Source organism: Clostridium sp. UBA871 (genome assembly GCF_002295255.1).
GTDB classification, from domain to species: domain Bacteria; phylum Bacillota; class Clostridia; order Clostridiales; family Clostridiaceae; genus Clostridium_J; species Clostridium_J sulfidigenes.
On the sequence record NZ_DBFV01000011.1, the window covers coordinates 1,002,645 to 1,024,374 of the forward strand.

At 29.8% G+C, this 21,730-nt stretch carries 21 protein-coding genes; all 21 read left to right on the forward strand.

The window, feature by feature from the left end:
• Positions 1-32 precede the first annotated feature (32 nt).
• The 21 genes from B3086_RS17845 to nrdR all read left to right on the forward strand — a co-directional run bounded on the left by B3086_RS17845 (position 33) and on the right by nrdR (position 21,729).
• A complete protein-coding gene (locus B3086_RS17845; RefSeq protein WP_035133250.1) occupies positions 33-284 on the forward strand; it encodes an IreB family regulatory phosphoprotein in 252 nt (83 codons plus the stop codon).
• A 377-nt stretch (positions 285-661) separates the two neighbouring features.
• Complete coding sequence (gene ruvX, locus B3086_RS17850; protein WP_346848307.1) at positions 662-1,075, forward strand: Holliday junction resolvase RuvX; 414 nt, start codon at positions 662-664, stop codon at positions 1,073-1,075.
• 128 nt (positions 1,076-1,203) lie between these two features.
• Positions 1,204-1,467, forward strand: a complete 264-nt coding sequence (locus B3086_RS17855) for a DUF1292 domain-containing protein (RefSeq protein WP_035133255.1) — start codon at positions 1,204-1,206, stop codon at positions 1,465-1,467.
• Between the two features lie 39 nt (positions 1,468-1,506).
• The gene (locus tag B3086_RS17860; protein WP_035133257.1) at positions 1,507-1,950 is read left to right on the forward strand and encodes a Fur family transcriptional regulator; all 444 of its coding nucleotides are present in this window, start codon (positions 1,507-1,509) and stop codon (positions 1,948-1,950) included.
• Positions 1,951-2,127: 177 nt separating this feature from the next.
• On the forward strand, positions 2,128-3,795 hold the full coding sequence (locus tag B3086_RS17865) for a ribonuclease J (protein ID WP_346848308.1): 1,668 nt from the start codon (positions 2,128-2,130) through the stop codon (positions 3,793-3,795).
• A gap of 213 nt (positions 3,796-4,008) precedes the next feature.
• The gene (gene typA, locus B3086_RS17870; protein WP_346848309.1) at positions 4,009-5,832 is read left to right on the forward strand and encodes a translational GTPase TypA; all 1,824 of its coding nucleotides are present in this window, start codon (positions 4,009-4,011) and stop codon (positions 5,830-5,832) included.
• Between the two features lie 24 nt (positions 5,833-5,856).
• Complete coding sequence (gene mltG / locus B3086_RS17875; RefSeq protein WP_346876445.1) at positions 5,857-6,840, forward strand: endolytic transglycosylase MltG; 984 nt, start codon at positions 5,857-5,859, stop codon at positions 6,838-6,840.
• Between the two features lie 168 nt (positions 6,841-7,008).
• Positions 7,009-7,707, forward strand: a complete 699-nt coding sequence (locus tag B3086_RS17880; protein ID WP_346876446.1) for an O-methyltransferase — start codon at positions 7,009-7,011, stop codon at positions 7,705-7,707.
• The gene (locus tag B3086_RS17885; RefSeq protein WP_346848312.1) at positions 7,658-8,884 is read left to right on the forward strand and encodes a U32 family peptidase; all 1,227 of its coding nucleotides are present in this window, start codon (positions 7,658-7,660) and stop codon (positions 8,882-8,884) included. Before B3086_RS17880 ends, B3086_RS17885 begins: the two co-directional genes overlap by 50 nt.
• Complete coding sequence (udk, locus tag B3086_RS17890) at positions 8,884-9,510, forward strand: uridine kinase (RefSeq protein ID WP_346848313.1); 627 nt, start codon at positions 8,884-8,886, stop codon at positions 9,508-9,510. Before B3086_RS17885 ends, udk begins: the two co-directional genes overlap by 1 nt.
• A 90-nt stretch (positions 9,511-9,600) precedes the next feature.
• A complete protein-coding gene (locus B3086_RS17895) occupies positions 9,601-11,265 on the forward strand; it encodes a penicillin-binding transpeptidase domain-containing protein (RefSeq protein WP_346848314.1) in 1,665 nt (554 codons plus the stop codon).
• 133 nt (positions 11,266-11,398) lie between these two features.
• A complete protein-coding gene (gene sigK, locus B3086_RS17900; protein WP_035133266.1) occupies positions 11,399-12,100 on the forward strand; it encodes an RNA polymerase sporulation sigma factor SigK in 702 nt (233 codons plus the stop codon).
• A 276-nt stretch (positions 12,101-12,376) separates the two neighbouring features.
• Positions 12,377-13,375, forward strand: coding sequence for a type IV pilus twitching motility protein PilT (locus B3086_RS17905; RefSeq protein ID WP_346848315.1), 999 nt, complete (start codon positions 12,377-12,379; stop codon positions 13,373-13,375).
• Positions 13,376-13,681: 306 nt separating this feature from the next.
• A complete protein-coding gene (ftsA, locus tag B3086_RS17910; protein ID WP_346848316.1) occupies positions 13,682-14,941 on the forward strand; it encodes a cell division protein FtsA in 1,260 nt (419 codons plus the stop codon).
• Positions 14,938-16,050, forward strand: a complete 1,113-nt coding sequence (gene ftsZ / locus B3086_RS17915) for a cell division protein FtsZ (RefSeq protein ID WP_346848317.1) — start codon at positions 14,938-14,940, stop codon at positions 16,048-16,050. Before ftsA ends, ftsZ begins: the two co-directional genes overlap by 4 nt.
• 315 nt (positions 16,051-16,365) lie before the next feature.
• Positions 16,366-17,169: a sigma-E processing peptidase SpoIIGA gene (gene spoIIGA / locus B3086_RS17920; RefSeq protein ID WP_346878609.1), complete on the forward strand. Its 804-nt coding sequence runs from the start codon at positions 16,366-16,368 to the stop codon at positions 17,167-17,169.
• A gap of 11 nt (positions 17,170-17,180) precedes the next feature.
• The gene (sigE, locus tag B3086_RS17925; protein ID WP_346848319.1) at positions 17,181-17,921 is read left to right on the forward strand and encodes an RNA polymerase sporulation sigma factor SigE; all 741 of its coding nucleotides are present in this window, start codon (positions 17,181-17,183) and stop codon (positions 17,919-17,921) included.
• Positions 17,922-17,994: 73 nt separating this feature from the next.
• Complete coding sequence (gene sigG / locus B3086_RS17930) at positions 17,995-18,768, forward strand: RNA polymerase sporulation sigma factor SigG (RefSeq protein ID WP_035132671.1); 774 nt, start codon at positions 17,995-17,997, stop codon at positions 18,766-18,768.
• Between the two features lie 507 nt (positions 18,769-19,275).
• On the forward strand, positions 19,276-20,838 hold the full coding sequence (locus B3086_RS17935) for a ClC family H(+)/Cl(-) exchange transporter (RefSeq protein WP_414632298.1): 1,563 nt from the start codon (positions 19,276-19,278) through the stop codon (positions 20,836-20,838).
• 91 nt (positions 20,839-20,929) lie between these two features.
• On the forward strand, positions 20,930-21,187 hold the full coding sequence (locus B3086_RS17940; RefSeq protein WP_346848320.1) for a YlmC/YmxH family sporulation protein: 258 nt from the start codon (positions 20,930-20,932) through the stop codon (positions 21,185-21,187).
• Positions 21,188-21,273: 86 nt separating this feature from the next.
• A complete protein-coding gene (gene nrdR / locus B3086_RS17945) occupies positions 21,274-21,729 on the forward strand; it encodes a transcriptional regulator NrdR (RefSeq protein WP_035132824.1) in 456 nt (151 codons plus the stop codon).
• The last annotated feature ends 1 nt before the right edge of the window (position 21,730 follow it).

Sequence of the window (21,730 nt, forward strand, 5' to 3'; positions counted from 1 at the left end):
AGAAAATAAAGTAAGGTTGAGAAGGTGATATAATGGATAAACAACATACAGTTCAGTTTGATGTAATGAAAGATAAGAAAGATATGACAAAAGTTATACTAACTGATGTATATGATGCTCTAATTGAGAAGGGCTATAATCCAGTTAACCAGTTAGTAGGCTATCTTATATCTGGCGACCCAACTTATATAACCAACTATAATGGCGCAAGAGCATTAGTAAGTAAACTAGAGAGAGACGAGATATTAGAAGAAGTTTTAAAATCTTATCTAGATATAAAATAAAAATGCCTTTTAAGGCATTTTTATTTTAAAATTACACATAATATGTAATAGGTAAAAGTGTAATACAGTCCATTAAAGATGTATATAGTGTTGGAATAATAAATTGATTTTATCCATTAGTGTTAATTATAATAGCATATAATTATTAATTTGTAATGATCAGAATAAGGAGCACCCATATAAGGATAAAGAAGAGGTTTATCCTATGACTACCCGCTCTAATACTCCCATCTTCTTCAAAGTGGGAGTAAAGAGCGGCTACGACCCTGGATAACGATTTCTAACCTTCAGGGGGAGTAAAAACTCCCTCTGAAGCAAAGAACTCTGTTTATCATAATGGAGCTCCTATATTTGTAATATACAGTTAGGAGAAGAGCATGAGAGTACTTGGATTAGATGTGGGTGATAGAACTATTGGAGTAGCTATAAGTGACCCACTAGGCTTCACAGCTCAAGGAATTACCACCATAAGACGTAAAAAGGAAGAGGCAGATATAGAAGAAATTATAAAAATATGCAACGAATATAATGTTGAAACTATAATTTCAGGATTACCTAAGAATATGAATGGTACTATAGGTGAGCAAGCAGAAAAGGTACAAAGATTTTGTGAAGCGTTAAGGGAGCACGTAAACATAGAAATTAAATTTTGGGATGAAAGACTTACTACTAGGGCAGCACATATGGCTATGTTAGAAGCTGATATGTCAAGAAAAAAAAGAAAAGGCTTGGTTGATAAGATAGCTGCTACTTATATTTTACAGGGGTACTTAGATAGTCTTAGTAAATAATATTATCATGAATAAGATAATATATAGTATAAACTTAAATAGGCACTTATAGCTTACAGAATAGAATTGTAATATAGATAATTTCTATATAGAAAAATACTACCAATATGTAGAAGGAGGAAATTTTTATGGAAAATTTTTTAGAAAATATAACATTGACTGACGAAGAAGGTAATGACGTTGAGTTTGAAGTTATAACCAAGTTAGAAATAGAAGATACAGAGTATTTTATAGTAGCGCCTATTGATGATGAAAATGAGGATGCTATTGCATTAAAGGTTCTTAAGGATGAAGATGGAGAAGAATACTTTGCAACAGTAGAGGATGAAGAAGAGTTTAACATGGTTAATGATGCTTTTGAAACTCTATATGATGAAGGTGTTATAGAATAAATATACTTCACCTAGTGGTGAAAGGAGTAGTGTTAATTTATGTCTAATGAGAAAATTGAAAATTTAAAACTTATTCTAAAAGAAAAGGGCTATAAATTGACACCTCAAAGAAGGTCTATACTTGATGAGATTATTAAAAATGAAGGTAGCCACTTAACCACAGAAGAAATATATGATTTAGTAAAGGTTAATTGTCCGGAAATCGGACTTGCAACTGTGTATAGAACTGTTCAGTTATTAGAAGAAATGGGAGTGCTATATAAACTTGATTTAGATGATGGATGCAGTAGATACGAACTTTGTGATGAAGATGAAAGTCATCAACATCATCATTTGATTTGTCAAAATTGTGGTAAAGTCATTGAGGTTGAAGGAGATCTTTTAGAGGAGTTAGAGCAGGGAATAGAAAAAAAGTATAACTTTAAAATAAAAAATCATAGTTTAAAGTTTTATGGAATTTGTGATAATTGTTCTTTACAATAATAACTTTATTATTAGTAGAGATGTTATATAAATCTATACTATATGATATTAAAATTTCTATTAGAAATTAAATGTATATATGTACAGATTAGATTAAGATGCTCAAAAACCTAATCTTTTATATTAATAAAGTTAGGCAGAGCATAAAGAAAATTATGTAGAAAAGGAGGGTAGGTTTTGAAAAAAGAAAAAGAGAAGATTAAAATAATTCCTTTAGGGGGATTAAATGAGATAGGTAAAAATCTAACTGCTATAGAATATAAGAATGATATAGTTGTTATCGATTGCGGATTGAAATTTCCAGATGATGAGATGTTGGGAATTGACGTAGTTATACCAGATGTTACTTATCTAGTTAAGAATATTGATAGAGTAACTGGAATATTTTTAACCCATGCTCATGAAGATCATATTGGTGCTTTACCATATGTATTAAAGCAAATTAATGTTCCTGTTTATGGGACTAAACTTACACTGGGAATTGTGGAAAGTAAATTAAGAGAGCATGCATTATTAGGAGTGGTTGACTTAAGAGAAGTTAAGCCAAAGGATATCATAAAGCTTACTAGTGTATCTGTAGAATTTATTAAAACAAATCACAGTATAGCAGATTCGGTAGCTATAGCTATACACACACCATTAGGTGTAGTACTTCATACTGGAGATTTTAAGATTGACTTTACACCTATAGATGGCAAGGTTACAGATTTAACTAGATTTGCAGAGCTAGGGAAAAAAGGAGTAACTGTACTCTTAGCAGACAGTACTAATGTAGAGAGACCAGGATACACTATGTCTGAAAGCATAGTTGGAGAAAGTTTCGAAAAGATTTTCCATGGTGCTAAGGGAAGAGTTATTGTTGCAACTTTTGCTTCTAATATTCATAGGGTTCAACAGATAATAACAGCAGCTAGAAAGTATAATAGAAAAGTTGCACTTTCTGGTAGAAGTATGGAAAATATAATCGCAGTTGCTATAGAACTTGGATATATTACTATAGAAGAAGATGCATTAATAAGTATAGATTCTATGGGGAAATATCGTGATGATGAAATAGTTATGATAACTACTGGAAGTCAAGGAGAACCTATGGCAGCTCTTTCAAGAATGGCAGCTTCTGAGCATAAGAAGGTAAATATACAAAAGGGAGACCTAGTAATATTATCTGCATCGCCTATACCAGGAAATGAGAAATTAGTTTCTAAGGTTATAAATCAATTGTTTAAACAAGGGGCAGAAGTAGTATATGAATCACTAGCAGAAGTTCACGTATCAGGTCATGCATGCCAGGAAGAGTTAAAACTTATGCATTCTTTAGTAAAACCGAGATTCTTCATACCAGTTCATGGTGAATATAGACATTTAAAACAACATGGTGAACTAGCTGTTAAGTTAGGTTTGTCGGAGAAAAATGTGTATATAGGAGAAAATGGAGATCTTATTGAAGTAAGTAGAACATCTATAAGAAAAGCAGGTACAGTAGCTTCAGGGCAAGTTTTTGTAGATGGACTTGGAGTTGGAGATGTAGGAAATATTGTTCTAAGGGATAGAAAACATCTATCACAAGATGGTATCCTAACTGTTGTAGTTACCATGGGTAAAGATACTGGAAGTGTTATTGCAGGTCCAGATATAATTTCAAGAGGCTTTGTCTATGTTAGAGAATCTGAGGATTTAATGGATAAGGCTAGAGAGGTTGTTAAAGAGGCCCTTGCACATTGTGAAGAAAAACACATTACGGAATGGCCTACTATAAAAGCAACAATTAGAGAAGCTCTTAGAGAGTACCTTTATGAAAAGACTAAGAGAAGACCAATGATTTTACCTATAATTATGGAAGTTTAAAAAACTTCATTTTTCATTAATTGTTATAAGTTGAGATTACACAAATAGTAATTAATGATAAATCTATTCTGTATTGGGATTTAATAATGTTTTAATAACATTGACTTTTTATCCACATAATATTAGAATTGAAATAGTTAATTTAAATTGGATACTTAAGTATCCAATTTTATTTTGTGGTTTATTATTAAAATAAAATTTTGGAGGAAAAATATGAATTTATATACAAGAGAAGATATAAGAAACATCGCTATAATAGCTCACGTTGACCATGGTAAGACAACTTTAGTGGATGCGCTTTTAAAGCAGAGTAAAGTATTTAGAGAAAATGAAGTAATGCAAGAGAGAGTTATGGACTCAAATGATTTAGAGAGAGAAAGAGGAATAACTATTCTTTCAAAAAATACTGCAGTAATGTATAATGGAGTAAAAATAAACATTATAGATACTCCAGGCCATGCTGATTTTGGTGGAGAAGTTGAGCGTGTACTTAAAATGGTAGATAGTGTTTTACTTGTAGTAGATGCTTATGAAGGAGCTATGCCACAAACTAAATTCGTTCTAAAAAAGGCCCTTGAGCTTGGATTAGATCCAATGGTTGTTATCAATAAAATTGATAGAAAAGATGCAAGACCAGAGGCAGTTATAGATGAGATCTTTGACTTATTTGTAGAATTAGGTGCTACAGATGAGCAATTAGATTTTAAAATAATATATGCATCTGCTAGAGATGGAGTTGCAGTATCAGAACTTGAAGATGAACCTGTAGATATGGTTCCATTATTTGAAGCAATTATTGAAACTGTGCATCCACCAAAAGGTTACATAGACGAGCCACTACAAATGCTAGTAACATCAATAGATTACAACGAATATGTTGGTAAAATTGGAATAGGTAAGATTGAAAGAGGAACTATTAAAAAGAATCAAACCGTAGCTCAAATGTCAAAGGACGGATCAAAGAAAAATGTAAAAGTATCAAATGTTTATACTTACGATGGATTAAAAAGAGTTGAGGTAGAAGAAGCTAAACTTGGTGATATTATAGCTATATCAGGAATTCCTGGTATAAATATTGGAGAAACAATAGCAGATGCTACAAACCCAGAAGCATTGCCATTTGTTGATATTGATGAGCCAACGCTTAGTATGAACTTTATAGTTAATAACTCACCTTTCGCAGGTCAAGATGGAGATTTTGTTACATCTAGACACTTAAGGGATAGACTTATGAAAGAACTTGAAACTAATGTAAGTTTAAAAGTTGAAGAAACTGATTCAGCAGACTCATTTAAAGTTAGTGGAAGAGGAGAACTTCATCTTTCAATTCTTATTGAAACTATGAGAAGAGAAGGATATGAATTCCAAGTATCTAAGCCATCTGTTATATACAAACATGAAAATGGAGAACTTTTAGAACCTATGGAAAACTTAACAATGGACGTACCAGAAGAGTATATGGGAGTTGTCATGGAAAAAATGGGTCCAAGAAAAGCAGAGATGGTTAACATGACTAGTGCTGTTAATGGATATACTAGACTTGAATTTAAAGTTCCATCAAGAGGAATAATTGGATTAAGAAATGAGTTTATGACTGAAACTAGAGGAAATGGAATAATGAACCACGTTTTAGTTGGTTATGAAAAATACAAAGGTGATATAGTAGAGAGAAACAGAGGATCTCTAGTTGTGTTTGAATCTGGAGAGTCTATTGGATATGGATTATTCAATGCACAAGAAAGAGGAAGATTATTTATAGGACCAGGAGTTCCAGTATATCAAGGAATGGTTTGTGGAGAATGTTCAAGAAATGAAGATATAGAAGTTAATGTATGTAAGAAGAAACATCTTTCAAATACAAGATCTTCAGGATCAGATGATGCACTTAAATTAATACCAGTACCTAATATGTCATTAGAGCAATGTATAGAATTTATAGCTTCTGATGAGCTTGTAGAGGTTACTCCAAAAACTATAAGATTAAGAAAGAAAATACTAGATCCAACCCTAAGAAAGAGAGCAGCATTAAAGAAATAATATTTCCGTTCATGGGGGTGTAATATGAAGAAAATTGTAAGTATAATTGTAATAGTATTAATAGTAATATTAACAGTCAGTGGTTTTTATTACAATTATTCGACAAAGTCTCCATTAAAAGGTGAAGAAGTCACCGTAGTTGTAAATGAAGGGGATTCGCTTTACAACGTATTAGATAGGTTAGATAATCAAGGTTTTGTAAAAAGTAAAACATTAATCAAGATTTATATGAAGTTGCATAATACTTCAGCAGAACTTGTACCAGGAACATTTAAGTTATCAGGTAATTTAAGCTTTGAGGAGATAATTGCTGTTTTAGAGAATAAAAATAATGAAGGCTCTATATCTGTAACTATTCCAGAAGGATATGATATAGAAAAAATGGCTATATTATTTGAGGAAAAGGGATTATTTACTAAGGATGAGTTCTTAAAAGCTATAAAAGAATATGCAGCTCCTGATTATATTCCATCAAAGGAAGGAAGGAGATATGATTTAGAAGGATTTTTATTTCCTGATACATATTTCTTTAATCAAGGAGTTAAACCTAATGAAGTTATAGCTACTATGAATAATGCTTTTAATTCTAAAATTAATAGCATTATTCCTGAAGGAACTAATATTTACGATATAATAACTATAGCTTCTCTTATTGAAAATGAAACTAGAGTAGATGAAGAGAGACCATTAGTTTCCTCAGTTATATACAATAGGTTGAAAAAGGAGATGAAGCTACAGATTGATGCTACAGTTATTTATGCTTTAGGTGAGCATGTAGATACTGTTTTAAATAAACATTTAGAGGTAGACTCACCTTATAATACTTATAAAAATCATGGATTGCCATTGGGGCCTATATCTAGTCCAGGAATATCATCAATTTTAGCAGCAGCTAAGCCTGAAAGTACTGATTATTTATTTTACGTTTTAGAAAAAGATAAAACACATCATTATTTTACTGATAATGATGTAGACTTTATGAATAAGTTAAAAGAATTAGGATACTAAGATATTAAATTTAGAATAAAAAGTTGTAAGCTCAATAATTTTGAGCTTATAACTTTGTATTATAAAATTATTATATTCTTAATAGTAAATGTATATGATATGTATAAGAGATTTTAAATAGAGTATATAAATAATGATTAAATTATATAGGATTATATGGAGGAAGAAATGAGCGGTATTACATATGATTATATGGAAAATTACTTAAGAGGTCTCATAGGAGATTCTAAAGGGATGTTAAAAGAGTTAGAAAATTTTGCAGAAGAAAATGCAGTGCCTATAGTTCAAAAGGAAACTGCTAGATTAATAGAGTTTATGATTAATTTAAAAAAACCTAAAAAGATACTTGAGCTTGGCACAGCAATAGGATACTCCTCCATTTTAATGTCCTTAGCATCGGAAAATAATGTTACTATAACTACCATTGAAAGAGATGAAAAAATGGTAACCATAGCAACTGAAAATATAAAAAAAGCAGGTTTAGATGAAAAGATATCAATAATACAAGGTGATTGTTTGGAAGTTCTTGAAGGATTAGATGATGAGTATGATCTGATTTTTATGGATGCAGGTAAAGGTCATTATAGTGAATTTTTACCTCATTGCATAAGAATGTTATCAAAGGATGGAATAATTATATCAGATAATGTATTATTTAGAGGTATGGTTGCATGTAAAGACTTGATGATAAGAAGAAAAATTACTATAGTAAAAAGAATGAAGAAATATATGGAAACAATCTCAAAGGATGAAAATTTACTTACAACAGTAATACCAATGGGAGATGGTATAGCACTGACAGTTAGGAGGAATGAAAATGAAAACACCGGAACTATTAGCTCCAGCAGGGAACTTGGAGAAGCTTAAAGCAGCATTAAATTTTGGAGCAGATGCAGTATATCTAGGTGGTAGCAAGTTAAATCTTAGAGCTTTTGCAGATAATTTTAGCAATGAAGAATTATTAGAAGGTATAGAATTTGCTCATTCAAAAGGTAAAAAAGTATATGTAACTTTAAATGTATTTCCACATAATGATGACTTAGATGGTTTAGAAGATTATCTGAAGGAATTATATGAAGCAGGAGTAGATGCAATTATAGTATCAGATCCTGGTATAATTTTGATGGCTAGAGAAACTGTACCAAATATGGAGTTGCATTTAAGTACTCAAGCAAATACTGTTAACTGGAAGACTTGTGAGTTTTGGCATAAGATGGGGGTAAAAAGAGTTGTTTTAGCTAGAGAATTATCCCTTGAAGAAATAAGAAAGGTACAAGAGAAAATACCTGAAACTATGGATTTAGAGATATTTGTTCATGGTTCTATGTGTATGGCATATTCAGGAAGATGTCTTATATCTAACTATATGGTAGGGAGAGATTCTAATAGAGGGTCTTGTGCGCAACCATGTAGATATAAATATCATCTAGTAGAGGAAAAACGTGAAGGAGAATATTATCCTATCATGGAAGATGATAAGGGAACATATATAATGAATTCTAAGGATTTATGTATGATTGAGCATATTCCAGAACTTATGGAAACTGGAGCACTGTCATTTAAAATAGAGGGTAGAATGAAGAGCACTTACTATGTGGCAAGTGTTGTTAAAGCTTATAGAGAAGCTATAGATGAATATATGAAGTCTCCAGAAGACTATAAGTTTAATCCAAGATGGTTAGAAGACTTAAATAAACCTAGTCATAGGCAATACTATACTGGATTCTATTTCAATGAAGAAAATAAACAAGTTCAAGATAGTTCAGCCTATGTAAGAAATTATGACATTATAGGTATAGTTAAGGATTATAATAAAGGAACAGGAATAGTTACAATTGAGCATAGAAATAAAGTAGTTGAAGGAGCTCAAGTAGAGGTTTTAAGACCAATAGGAGAAAATAAGCAAGTTGTTCTTAGAGACCTTCATGATGAAAAAGGAAATAAAATTGAGTCAGCACCTAGTGCAAAAATGATATATACGGCTAAAGTTAATGAAGAATTAGAAGAAAATGATATTATAATAAAGGCTAAGGAGGAAGTTTAATGAAACGTCCAGTTATAATAGGAATAACAGGTGGAACTGGTTCAGGGAAAAGTACCATAGCAAAGGAAATATGCAAAAGTTTTGATGGAAATTGCATAGCTATGATAGAACAGGATTGTTATTATAAGGACCAAAGCCATTTAACTATGGAGGACAGAGTAAAGACAAACTATGATCATCCATATGCCTTCGATACAGCCTTATTAGTAAATCATTTAAAATCTTTAATTGATGGTAAAGCTATTGAGAAGCCTCAGTATGATTTTGAGGTACATAATAGAAAAAAAGAAACTATAATGGTAGAACCAAGAGAAATAGTAATAGTAGAAGGAATACTTGTTCTTGAGGATGAATCTCTTAGAGATATGTTAGATATAAAAATATATGTAGATACTGATGCAGATGTAAGATTCATAAGAAGACTAGTAAGAGATCTTAATGAAAGAGGAAGAACTGTAGATTCAGTAATAACTCAATATTTAACTGTAGTTAAGCAGATGCATGAACAATTTACAGAGAATACTAAGAAGTATGCAGATATTATTATCCCAGAAGGTGGACATAATAAAGTAGCTATAGAAGTTATTAAAGGAAATATCCACCAGATATTAGCAAGACAAGAGTAATTATTACATAGGTCAGTATAATCAAATTTCAAAAATTTGGTATTAAACACCTTTCTTTAGTCAAAGATTATACTAAGGGAGGTGTTTTTATTGTTTCAAAAAAGTAATAAAGGACAGGTAACTAAGAGAAATTATTACCTATTATCCATTATGATATTAATGTTTATAGGATTAATTATTAGGTTTATCTATGTTCAATTAATGGAGGGGCCTACACTTTCAGTATCTGCTAATGAACAATATTACTATGAAGAGGATATAAATAATATTAACTTTAAGTTGCTTGATCGAAATGACAATAATATTTTTGAAAGTACATTAAAATATTATATAGTGATAGATCCATTAACTTTTTATACATTAAATGAGGAAGCAGCTTTTATTTCAATGAAAAATGTATCCTATATACTGCGAAGTTTTAATAGAGATTATGATATTTCCTTATTACAATATGAAATTGAAAATGGAAATAAACAATATGAAATTGATAAAGAGTGTTATGAAAAGTTAAAAAATATAGAAGATGTAAGAGGGATGTATGTATACGAATATACTGAATATAAAAAGTATAATGATTGGAATATAAAGAATATACTAGCTAGTGGAGTAAAATATTCTGATAATTCAAAGCTGAAAGATGAGGGAACACTAGAAAGAGAAATATATGAATATATTAAGGATAATAAAAAAGAGCAATTAAAGCTTGAAAAGGATGTTAGTGGTAATATTATTAAAAAAGTATTTAGTGATATAAAAGGTAATAATAATGTAGCTACAACCCTAGATTATAATATTCAAAAAAAAGTAGAAGAGATTTTAAAAAGTAAAAATTATGAAGAGTACGGTCAAATTGGAGCAGTACTAATGGAAAGCACCACTGGGGATATATTATCAATGGCGCAGAAAAATGATAGTTTATCTAATGTAAATATTGGAATACCTAGTGGAAATGGTTTTTTACTTGGTTCTACCTTTAAAACTATACTATATGAAGCAGCTTTAGAAAATCAATTAATAGGAAGAGATGAAAAGTTCTATTTAAAGAAAATTTTCCCCAAAAGTATTGAAAAGCTAGGTTCATATAATATGGAGCAAGCATACATAGCATCATCTAATGATACTTTTGCTCAAATTGGATGGAAGGTTGGAATGGATAGAATATATGAATTATCTAATAGATTAGGGTTATTTAATAAGACGCTAAATCTTCAAGATGAGAAAAGTGGAACGATAGAAGGATATAAGGTAGAAAATAACTTAGATATCATTACTAATACATCTATAGGACAAACGGTGAGAACTACACCGCTAGCAGCATTATCCATTCCTAATACAGTAGTTAATGGTGGTAAATATATTAAACCTAAAATTATAAATAAAATAATAAGTGAAGAAGGAAAAATTTTAAAGAAGTATGAAAGTGAATCTATAGAGGTCTTCAGTGAAAGTACTGCTAATATAATTAAAGAAGGTATGATAGGTGTAGTAAATGATGAGCTTGGTACAGGAAGCAATGCTAAAATAGATAATATAGAAATCGGCGGCAAAACTGGTACTACTGAATATTTGAATGGAGATAAAAAGTGTTCTGATGGCTGGTTCGCAGGGTTTTTCAAATATGATAACAAGTATTATTCAATGGTTATATATTTACCACAGGTAGAAGAAAAAAGTGGTAGTAGTCAAATTGCATGTTCTGTATTTAAGGATATAGTAGAAAGTTTAACTCATAGTAATATTATGAAACTAAACTAAAGTTAGATTTTACATTGTATAATATAATATTCCTAAAATTTAAAATTTTTCTTTGAAATAAATATTACCATATAGTCACTTTTCCCCTAAAGTAAACATATTATAATAATAAGCACTATTAGGGGGAGCATAAATGTTTTGCTTGAGTTGGTTATTGAATGTAATTAGCGAATATGCCTTACTTACAGGATATGTTTCAGGAAATAACTCTTTTCCACAGCCACTTACAGAAGTAGAAGAAAAAGAATATTTACAGAGATTAAAAGATGGAGATCCTGAAGCAAAGGGTGTCTTAGTTGAGAGAAATCTAAGATTGGTAGCACACATAGTAAAAAAATATTCATTTCCTGGGAAAGAAGTGGATGATTTAATATCAATTGGAACAGTAGGATTAATTAAGGCAATAGATTCATTTGATATGGATAAGGGAACTAGGTTAGCGACTTATGCTGCAAGATGTATAGAAAATGAGATTCTTATGCTTATTAGAAACAATAAGAAAATTAGAAGTGAAGTATACTTGCAAGATCCCATAGGTCTAGACAAAGAAGGAAATGAAATATCCCTTATGGACATATTAAGTAGTGATAAAGATTCCATTTTGGAGGTAGTGGAAAATAAGATACAAGTGAAAAAATTATATTGTATACTGCAAACATGTCTTCAAGAAAGAGAGAGAAGAATAATAGAAATGAGGTACGGGTTAATAGATGGGAAACCAAAAACACAAAGAGAGATAGCTTCAATATTAGGTATTTCAAGATCCTATGTATCTAGAATAGAAAAAAGAGCATTAAAGAAACTACTTAAAGAGTTAAATTTTGGAGAAGGCTAATAATATATATTAATTAATTATTTACTATATAATTATATTTATATTATAAAAGGTATTGATATGTATTGATTCATATATCTTTATGAATCAATACATATCATATTTTTTAGAAAACTTTAACTAATGTTAAAGAATTATATAAATATAAATATATTTAATACGATTATATAAATTGATATACTAATTAAAATTATAGTAAACTTAATGTAAAGTAGATAATTATAAATATAGCAATGTAGGTGGAAATGTATTTTATTATATGTAAGGAGATAAAAAATGGAACTAAAGGAACTTTTAAAATATGTGGTTGAAAATCAAGGTTCAGATTTGCATCTGTCTGTAGGAGCACCTCCTATTCTACGAAGAAATGGAGAATTATTAAATATAATAGAAGAAGTTTTATCTGAAGAAATAGTTAAGAAATATAGTAAGGAAATCCTTGGAGAAGATTACTTTATATATAATGAAATAGGGGAGAGAGATATACTATATACTCTACCGGATGTAGGCAGGTATAGGGTTAATGTATATAAAGAAAGAAGTTTTGATACTATTGCAATTAGAGTAATACCAGTAAAAGTTCCAACTCTAGAAGATTTAAATATGCCTACAATTATAAAGGAATTTACAAATAAAAAGGATGGTTTAATTCTTATAACTGGGCCAACTGGAAGTGGTAAGAGTACTACTATGGCAGCTATGATAAATGAGATAAATTCAAATAAAAAAACTCATATTGTGACTTTGGAGGATCCTATAGAGTATTTACATAATCATAAGAAGTCTCTAATTAATCAACGGGAAATAGGAAGGGATACGGAAAGCTATGATAGTGGGCTAAGAGCCATACTTAGAGAAGATCCAGATGTAATTTTAGTTGGAGAAATAAGAGATTTAGAAACTATGTCAGCAGTACTTCTGGCAGCAGAAACAGGACATCTAGTAATTTCTACATTACACACCATAAGTGCCTACAAAACAATTGATAGGATCATAAATTATTTTCCGTCAGAACAGCAATTAAGGATAAGAAATCAGCTTTCTACGGTGTTAAAAGGTATAGTATGTCAAAGATTATTTAAGAAGGTGGATGGTAGTGGAAGAGTTGCAGCTCTTGAGGTAATGGTTAATACCCCAGCAGTTCAAAATTTAATTAGAGAAGGGAAAATACATCAAATACCATCAACTATGGAAACTTCGTCAAAATATGGTATGCAGACTATGGAAATGGCTATAAGTAAAATTATAAGATATATTGATAAAGAAGAACTGTAAACAGAGTTCTTTGCTTCTTAGAAAACCTATAATATCAATGGTATAGGGAATTTAACTATTGTGTTTTTTTTAATTAAGTTTTATACTATAGATAGAATATAAATGATTAAATGGCGTATTTATAATATATTGAGATAATTTCGTTATTTACCTGTATATGGTAGTAAGGTATTATAGAGACTAGGCATTATATAAATATATTCTAAAAATATTCTGCTATTTTGAAGGAATTTCATTTTTCATGTTGAATATACCTTTGTACACTGTAAACTTCTTAGGGAGTAGAATGTGGGAGGAATATGTTATATGAATAATTACATTGTTGGAATAGATATAAGTTCTTCAAAGGTATGTGGAGTAGTTGGGAGATTAGACCAAGAAAACAAAATACAAGTTATGGGAATTACTACTTCAGATTATGAGGGAGTTAAGGATAATGTAATGTTGGATGAAGAGGATATTTCTTATATTTTACGCAATGTAGTAGAGCGTTTAAAGGAAATTGTAAATTCACCATTAGAAGAAGCATACTTATCTGTACCAATTTCTTTATGTGAAATCGTAAAGACTAAAGGTGTTTTGTCTTTCCCAGAAATGAAAGAGATTAGCAAAGAAGATATATTAAATGTGGGAGAAGTTGCAAAGTTTTGTGTTGGCAAGGAGCAAGAAATTGTCCAAGTTGATATTGAAGAATACATAGTTGATTCTATGAAGAATATTACTAATCCATTAGGAATGAAAGGGAAGGTACTAGAATCAGAAGGCAACGCATTTATACTAGGTAAAAAATATGTTGATGGATATAAAAAATGTTTAAAAGAAACTGGAATCGAGATAAAGGGATGGGTAGTTAATGCTATAGGTATAAGCAAGGATATAATTGAAGATCTTGAACTTGCCAAAGGTGTAGCAATTATCGATATTGGAAGTTCTAATATGGAAGTTACAGTTTTTAAGAATAATAGATTCTTAGATTACTTTTCAGTACCCCTAGGTGGTAATAATATTACAAATGATATTTCTATTTGCCTAAAGTTATCATTACAAGATAGTGAGAGATTAAAATTTAAATGTAATACTTTATTGAACGATAATTCAACTGAAAGTCATAAAATAAAGATTAATACTAGTGGAAATAGTATAGTGGAAATTAATTATGAAATGTTAGTAGATATAATAGGTGAAAGAGTTAAAGAACTACTTGAAATAATAAATAAGCGCATTGAAAAAGAGCAATTAAGTGATCAAATTGGCAGTTTCGTAATTGTTGGAGGTGGAATATCTTTATTTAGAGATATTACGACTATAGCTTCAGAAATATTAGGAAAGCCAGTTAGAATAGGTGTTCCAAATTATGTTGGAGCAGCAAACCCAATATATTCAACAGCTACAGGAATCATAAGAGATGTTTTAAGTAAAGAAGAAATATTTAATAAAGAAAAAAGTTCCTGTGAAAGTTGTAATGAAAAGTTGAGTAGTAGCAATAATAGAAGTAAAGAAAATAAGTTTATAGCAAGACTAAAAGGAATTCTAAAGAGTTTTTCTAATGAGGAGGTAATAAAGTGATTGATTTCGATGTTCAAAATGATGATTTATGTAAAATTAAAGTTGTAGGTTGTGGTGGCGGTGGAAACAACGCTGTAAATAGAATGATTGAAGAAGGACTTAAAAATGTTGAATTCATAGGTATTAATACAGATAAACAAGCATTAGTTTTATCTAAGGCTGAGTTTAAAATCCAATTAGGAGACAAGCTTACTAGAGGCTTAGGTGCAGGTGCAAATCCCGAAATAGGAAGAAAAGCAGCAGAAGAAAGTAAGGAAGAAATAATTGAAGCGTTAAAAGGTGCAGATATGGTATTTGTTACTTGTGGAATGGGTGGAGGAACTGGTACAGGAGCTGCACCAGTAGTAGCAGAAATAGCTAAATCTATGGGGATTTTAACTGTAGGTGTTGTAACTAAACCGTTCCCTTTTGAAGGAAGAAAAAGAATGATTCATGCAGAAGCTGGAATTAAGGCTTTAAAGGAATCAGTTGATACATTAGTAACAATTCCAAATGAAAGATTATTATCTCTTGTGGATAAAAAAACTACTCTTGTAGAATCTTTTAGAAAAGCAGATGATGTTTTAAAACAAGGTGTACAAGGTATTTCTGACTTAATAACTATACCAGGATTAATTAACTTGGACTTTGCAGATATAAGCACTATTATGGTTAATAAAGGACTTGCTCATATGGGAGTAGGTGTTGGAACTGGCGATAATAGAGCGCAAGATGCTGCAAGAGAAGCAATAGCAAGCCCACTTTTAGAAACTTCAATTATAGGGGCAACTGGAGTACTTTTAAATGTTACTGGGGGATCTGATTTGTCTTTGTTAGAAATTAATGAAGCTGCACAAATAGTACAGGAAGAAGCTGATCCAGATGCAAATATTATATTTGGTGCTGTAATTGATGAGAGCTTAAATGATGAGATAAGAATAACAGTTATTGCTACTGGATTTGATTGTGAAAAAGCTAAAATGGAAAGTGGAGTAAGCTTTGACTCTATTAAAAGTCAGAGTCCTAAATCAGAGGTAGCAGCAACTCAATCAAGTGAAGCTACTACAACTTCTAAAGAGGAAAGTGAAGATTTTACAGTTCCTACATGGCTAAGAAAAAGCATGAGATAATATAAGATTATTATATATTTTATTAAGAGACTATTGCAAAATGATTTTTAATCATTTTGCAATAGTCTCTTCTTATTTAAATTTTAAAAATTCCATGTAAAGGCTGATTTAGAATGAAAGGTATTCTATTTCAGCCCTTTATTATTTCAGGGACTTTTGTTTAAATTACACAGTTTATTTTTTAACAGATACTTAATTTAAAAAAAAAATCGTAAAATGACATAATTTTCTAGTAATAATATGAAATTTTACCATACGATTTTACAAATTTTACCGTAGGTAACCTATATAATAATCTTTAAGGGGGTAAATAAAATGGTAGTGTACTTAGATATGCTTTTGTTAGAAAATTTTTTAGTGAATTTATTTTTATTAACAATAACTATGCAAACTATAAAAAAGAAGGTTTTAATGAGTAGGTTAATGCTAAGTTCAGCTATTGGTGCTTCATATGTTTTTGCTATACTTATTCCTAAGCTACAGTTTTTTACATCTACGCCCTTTAAAATAGTAGTAGCTCTACTGATGATGATGATATCTATTAAAGATAAAAGTATGGGTGAAGTATTAAAAGCTACGGGAATATTTATATTGTATTCTGTGCTTCTTGCAGGAATGTCTTTTTATATAGCCATAAAGGATAATCCATCTTTATCATCAAGTGCTATGATATATAATTTTTCCTATAAAAATCTTATATTGTCTTTAATGATTATTTATATGTTAATTTATAAGTTGACTGTATATGTAAAAGATAGACGCTCATTAATTAATTATGTATATACTACTGAAATATGTATCGATAATGTGAAGACTATAATAAAAGCCTTTTTAGATACAGGTAATGAACTTAGAGAGCCGGCAACAAATTTGCCTGTAATAATTGTAGAAAGGAAGTTTTTCAAAGATTTAAATTTAAAGAACCATAGCATATATAACATTCCTTATTCTGTGGTAAGTGGATGTAATGGAAAACTTATTGGAATTAGACCAGATAGTGTGAAGATAAACATTAACGGAAATATAAAAGAGGAAAGTTTGATATTGGCATTTTGTGATAATAAGCTTAGTAAACATAGTGATTATAATGGACTTTTACCAAGGGGGATTATAGAATAGGAGGAATTTTTATGAATAAAATATCAAAAAAATTTTTAGAAGTGAGAAATGGGTTGCAAAGCATACTAAGTAGATTTTTAAGTAAGTTTAAAGGTTTTGCAAAATCAATTTACTACATAGGGGGAAATGATGCATTACCACCACCATTGACTAAAGAAGAAGAGGAAGTATTGGTAGAAAACCTAGAAATGGGAGATGAAAGCATAAGATCCATATTAATTGAACGTAACTTAAGATTGGTAGTTTATATAGCAAGAAAATTTGAAAATACAGGAGTAAATGTAGAGGATTTAATATCAGTAGGTACTATAGGACTTATAAAAGCCGTAAACACTTTTGCACCAGAAAAGAAGATTAAATTAGCAACCTATTCTTCTAGATGTATAGAAAATGAAATACTTATGTATCTAAGAAGAAATAATAAGATAAAAACAGAAATATCTTTTTATGAGCCATTAAATATTGATTGGGATGGAAATGAACTGTTATTATCAGATATATTAGGAACTGATAGTAATGTAGTATATAACTATATAGAAGAAGAAGTAGATAAACAACTTCTTGGAATTGCTATGGATAAATTAAATAGTAGGGAAAAAGAAATAATAGAGTTGAGATTTGGACTAAATGGAATTACAGAAAAAACCCAGAAGGAAGTTGCGGATATGCTTGGTATATCTCAATCCTACATTTCTAGATTGGAAAAAAGAATAATTAAGAGACTTAAAAAAGAAATTAATAAAATGTTATAAGGTTGTCTTTAGTATAAAAAAGCTACATCAGGAAATAATTTTAATGTAATTATTCTGAAGGGAATGAGACCTTATGATGATTAATAAAGTAGAAATTTGTGGAGTGAATACTTCGAAACTACCTGTATTAAAAGAGAAGGAAATGAGGGAACTACTAATCAAGATAAAGCAAGGTGATAAGGGCTGTAGAGAGGATTTTATAAAAGGAAATCTAAGGTTAGTATTAAGTGTAATTCAAAGATTTAATAACAGAGGGGAAAATGTAGATGACTTATTTCAAGTAGGTTGTATAGGTCTAATGAAGGCTATTGACAATTTTGATTTAAGTCAGAATGTTAGATTTTCCACTTATGCAGTACCGATGATAATTGGAGAAATTAGAAGATACCTTCGGGATAATAACTCTATTAGAGTAAGTAGATCTTTAAGAGATATTGCTTATAAGGCATTACAAGTGAGAGATAAGCTTGTTAACAAAGATAATAAAGAGCCAACTATCTCTCAAATTGCAAAAGAACTAGAAATGCCTAAAGAGGAGATAGTATTTGCACTAGATGCAATTCAAGACCCCATTTCATTATTTGAACCTATTTACCATGATGGTGGAGATGCCATATTTGTTATGGATCAAATTAGTGATAGTAAGAATTTAGATGATGGATGGCTTGAAAATATATCAATAAAAGAAGGTATGAAAAAGCTTACAGATAGGGAAAAACTAATCTTAAACTTAAGATTTTTTCAAGGAAGAACCCAAATGGAGGTTGCTGATGAAATTGGAATATCTCAAGCTCAGGTTTCGAGATTGGAAAAGACAGCACTTAAACATATGAGGAAACATGTGTAATATGCTTATTTACAGGTAGGTAGCTTATTTTAGAATTAAAACTAGTTGCAATAGTTTATGTAATGAAATCATATTGTATTAAAATTCATTGCAATGAGGTTAAAATTAAAAAATTATAACTCTACAAAAAGGAGCCTAGGCTCCTTTTTGCTTTATAGATTATTATAGATTTAGAATATGTGGATAATTTGATATGAGCCTTTGTATGAAAATAAACATTTATATCTTATACAATATATTGAATAGGTAAGCTTAAAATTATGAAAATTTCAAATTGAGTAAAATTTGATTAAAAGATAGCTGTTCTGTTAAAATATTTTTAGGGGAGATATTATTTAACTTATGTATTAAATTTTTTTGAATTTATCATGCTGATGGATAAAAATAGTATGTTTGTAATTTATTAACGAAATAGATTATTATAGGATAAGTTATTTGAGCAGATTTTAGTAATTCTGAAATATTGGATGAAGTTAAGTATATATTTGAAATTGAGGTGATGGAATAGTGGAAGGCGAAAGGATAAAGGAAATAATGATCCAGAGAAAAAATATGAAGTATAGATTAGTTTTTCAAGGAATTATTGTAGGTTTAGTAACAGGAGTAGTAATAGTACTTAATAGGATACTAATAAATAAATTCTCGCTACTTTTTAATAATTTTTATTCATGGGGAAATAAGGATTTATTAAAAGCGATTTTAGTTATTGGAATTTTAGCAACTATTGGAATAATAGTAGGAATCATGGTTAAACATGAAGGCATGATTTCAGGTAGCGGTATTCCTCAAGTAAAAGGACGAGTTATAAATAAATTAAAAATGAATTGGTCTAGAATATTAATATACAAGTTTATTGGAGGATTTTTAGCTTTGTCAGCTGGGCTTTCTGTTGGTAGAGAAGGTCCTTCAGTTCAAATTGGAGCTTCAATAGGTGAAGGAGTTGGAGAAAAAAGTTATAAAAATATGCCAGTTAAAAAGGAATTTTTAATAACAGCTGGAGCGTCGGCAGGTTTGTCTGCTGCATTTAATTCACCTTTATCTGGAATAATCTTTGCATTAGAAGAAATTCATAGAAATTTTTCTCCATTAGTATTATTGACGGTTATGCCGGCGGCTATAACTGCAGATTTTGTGACAAAAAGATTTTTAGGCATTGAGCCAGCTTTAACTGTGGGTGCAATGGATGCATTACCATTAAATTATTATTGGATTTTAATTATATTAGGTATTTTAACAGGAATAATGGGAGTTATATTTTCAAAGGGAATATATTTATTTCAAGATTTATATTCTAAATTTAAAAATATACCTGAAGAAGTAAAAATAATGATCCCCTTTGTACTAACAGTAATTATTGGATTGACAGTACCTATGTTATTAGGTGGAGGTCATGAGCTGATATTACATTTATCTTTAGAAGAAAAATCAATCTTATTTTTAATAATAATATACATAATTAAATTTTTATTACTTTTAATTTGTTTTGGATCTGGGGTACCAGGTGGGATATTCTTACCAATGTTATTATTAGGAGCAATTATAGGAGCTATAGTTGGAAGTTTTTCAATAGATGTTTTTGGAATAAATAGCTCATATATTATTAACTTTATAGCTTTAGGTATGGCAGGATATTTTGCATCTGTAGTCAAAGCTCCTATAACGGGAATTGTTCTTATAATGGAAATGACAGGTTCTTTTAATCATTTGTTGTCTTTATCAATAGTAGTTATAATTTCATACATTACTTCAGAGTTGTTAAAAAATGAACCAATTTATGAGGTGCTATTAGAAAGATTGCTAAAAAGGGTTGGATTAACTAAAGAGGAAAGTGACAGTAAAAAGACCATATTAGAATTTTGCATTGAAATGGGAAGTATAGGTGAAGGGAAATTTATAAGTGAGGTTGATTGGCCGAAGGGCTGTCTTCTTGTCTCTATAAAAAGAGGAGAAAAAGAAATAATACCAACAGGTAATGTAAAATTAATAGGTGGAGATTATATAGTTGTTTTAGTAAATGTAGATAGACGATGTTTTATAATAGAAGAAATAAATAAACTTACTTTAGTATAAAAAATAGAGCCTAGGCTCTTTTTTTATGTTCTATATTATTTTAAAGAGAATATAGATTAAATGATATAAAATTTAAGGAGGGAGTTTTTTTATGGAAACTTCAATGTTTGCAATAAATAGTTTAAAAACTATGGAGATAATAGATATTAACACAGGTACTAAACTTGGCTATATAAAAGATTTTAAAGTTAATTGTGAAGAATATAAATTAGAAGCAATAATACTTCCAACACAAAAATCAGGATGGTTTTCAAAAAATGAAGATATAGAATTGCCTTGGGAGAGAATTAAAAAAATTGGAGTAGATGTTATTTTAGTAGATGGAGAGGGTATTGTTGAAAATAATTAGGAGAAAATAATTAATTATATACAAATAGTGAATACTTTGTGTATAATCGTAGTATAAACAGAAAAAACTTAGAGGATGTGATTATAGTGAAGTGTCCTTATTGCAATGGAGAAGAAAGTAAGGTTGTAGATTCTAGAGCAACAGAAGATGATGGTGCAATTAGACGTAGAAGAGAATGTCTTAATTGCAATAAAAGATATACTACCTATGAAAAAATAGAGGATATACAAATATTTGTTATAAAAAGAAATTTAACTAGAGAGTTATTTAATAGGGATAAAATCATAAGTGGTGTTATCAGAGCCTGTGAGAAAAGACCTGTATCGAGATTAGAGATAGAAAACTTAGTAAATTCTATTGAAAAAAGACTTAATAATACCATGACTAGTGAAATAAGATCTGAGGAAATAGGAGAATTAATATTGGAGAAATTAAGGTATATGGATGAAGTTGCTTATATAAGATTTGCATCTGTATATAGAAAGTTTGATGATATTAATAGCTTTATAGAAGAGATAAAGGGTTTAAGTGGTGATAAGTAAT

Bases quoted from the DNA above. Each gene is read 5' to 3' on its own strand.
- ftsA (WP_346848316.1), top strand. From the start codon at position 13,682: ATGAATAATTACATTGTTGGAATAGATATAAGTTCTTCAAAGGTATGT.
- ruvX (WP_346848307.1), top strand. From the start codon at position 662: ATGAGAGTACTTGGATTAGATGTGGGTGATAGAACTATTGGAGTAGCT.
- B3086_RS17905 (WP_346848315.1), top strand. From the start codon at position 12,377: ATGGAACTAAAGGAACTTTTAAAATATGTGGTTGAAAATCAAGGTTCA.
- spoIIGA (WP_346878609.1), top strand. From the start codon at position 16,366: ATGGTAGTGTACTTAGATATGCTTTTGTTAGAAAATTTTTTAGTGAAT.
- B3086_RS17880 (WP_346876446.1), top strand. From the start codon at position 7,009: ATGAGCGGTATTACATATGATTATATGGAAAATTACTTAAGAGGTCTC.
- B3086_RS17855 (WP_035133255.1), top strand. From the start codon at position 1,204: ATGGAAAATTTTTTAGAAAATATAACATTGACTGACGAAGAAGGTAAT.
- mltG (WP_346876445.1), top strand. From the start codon at position 5,857: ATGAAGAAAATTGTAAGTATAATTGTAATAGTATTAATAGTAATATTA.
- udk (WP_346848313.1), top strand. From the start codon at position 8,884: ATGAAACGTCCAGTTATAATAGGAATAACAGGTGGAACTGGTTCAGGG.
- B3086_RS17845 (WP_035133250.1), top strand. From the start codon at position 33: ATGGATAAACAACATACAGTTCAGTTTGATGTAATGAAAGATAAGAAA.
- B3086_RS17940 (WP_346848320.1), top strand. From the start codon at position 20,930: ATGGAAACTTCAATGTTTGCAATAAATAGTTTAAAAACTATGGAGATA.
- B3086_RS17885 (WP_346848312.1), top strand. From the start codon at position 7,658: ATGAAAACACCGGAACTATTAGCTCCAGCAGGGAACTTGGAGAAGCTT.
- B3086_RS17860 (WP_035133257.1), top strand. From the start codon at position 1,507: ATGTCTAATGAGAAAATTGAAAATTTAAAACTTATTCTAAAAGAAAAG.
- sigE (WP_346848319.1), top strand. From the start codon at position 17,181: ATGAATAAAATATCAAAAAAATTTTTAGAAGTGAGAAATGGGTTGCAA.
- sigG (WP_035132671.1), top strand. From the start codon at position 17,995: ATGATGATTAATAAAGTAGAAATTTGTGGAGTGAATACTTCGAAACTA.
- typA (WP_346848309.1), top strand. From the start codon at position 4,009: ATGAATTTATATACAAGAGAAGATATAAGAAACATCGCTATAATAGCT.
- sigK (WP_035133266.1), top strand. From the start codon at position 11,399: ATGTTTTGCTTGAGTTGGTTATTGAATGTAATTAGCGAATATGCCTTA.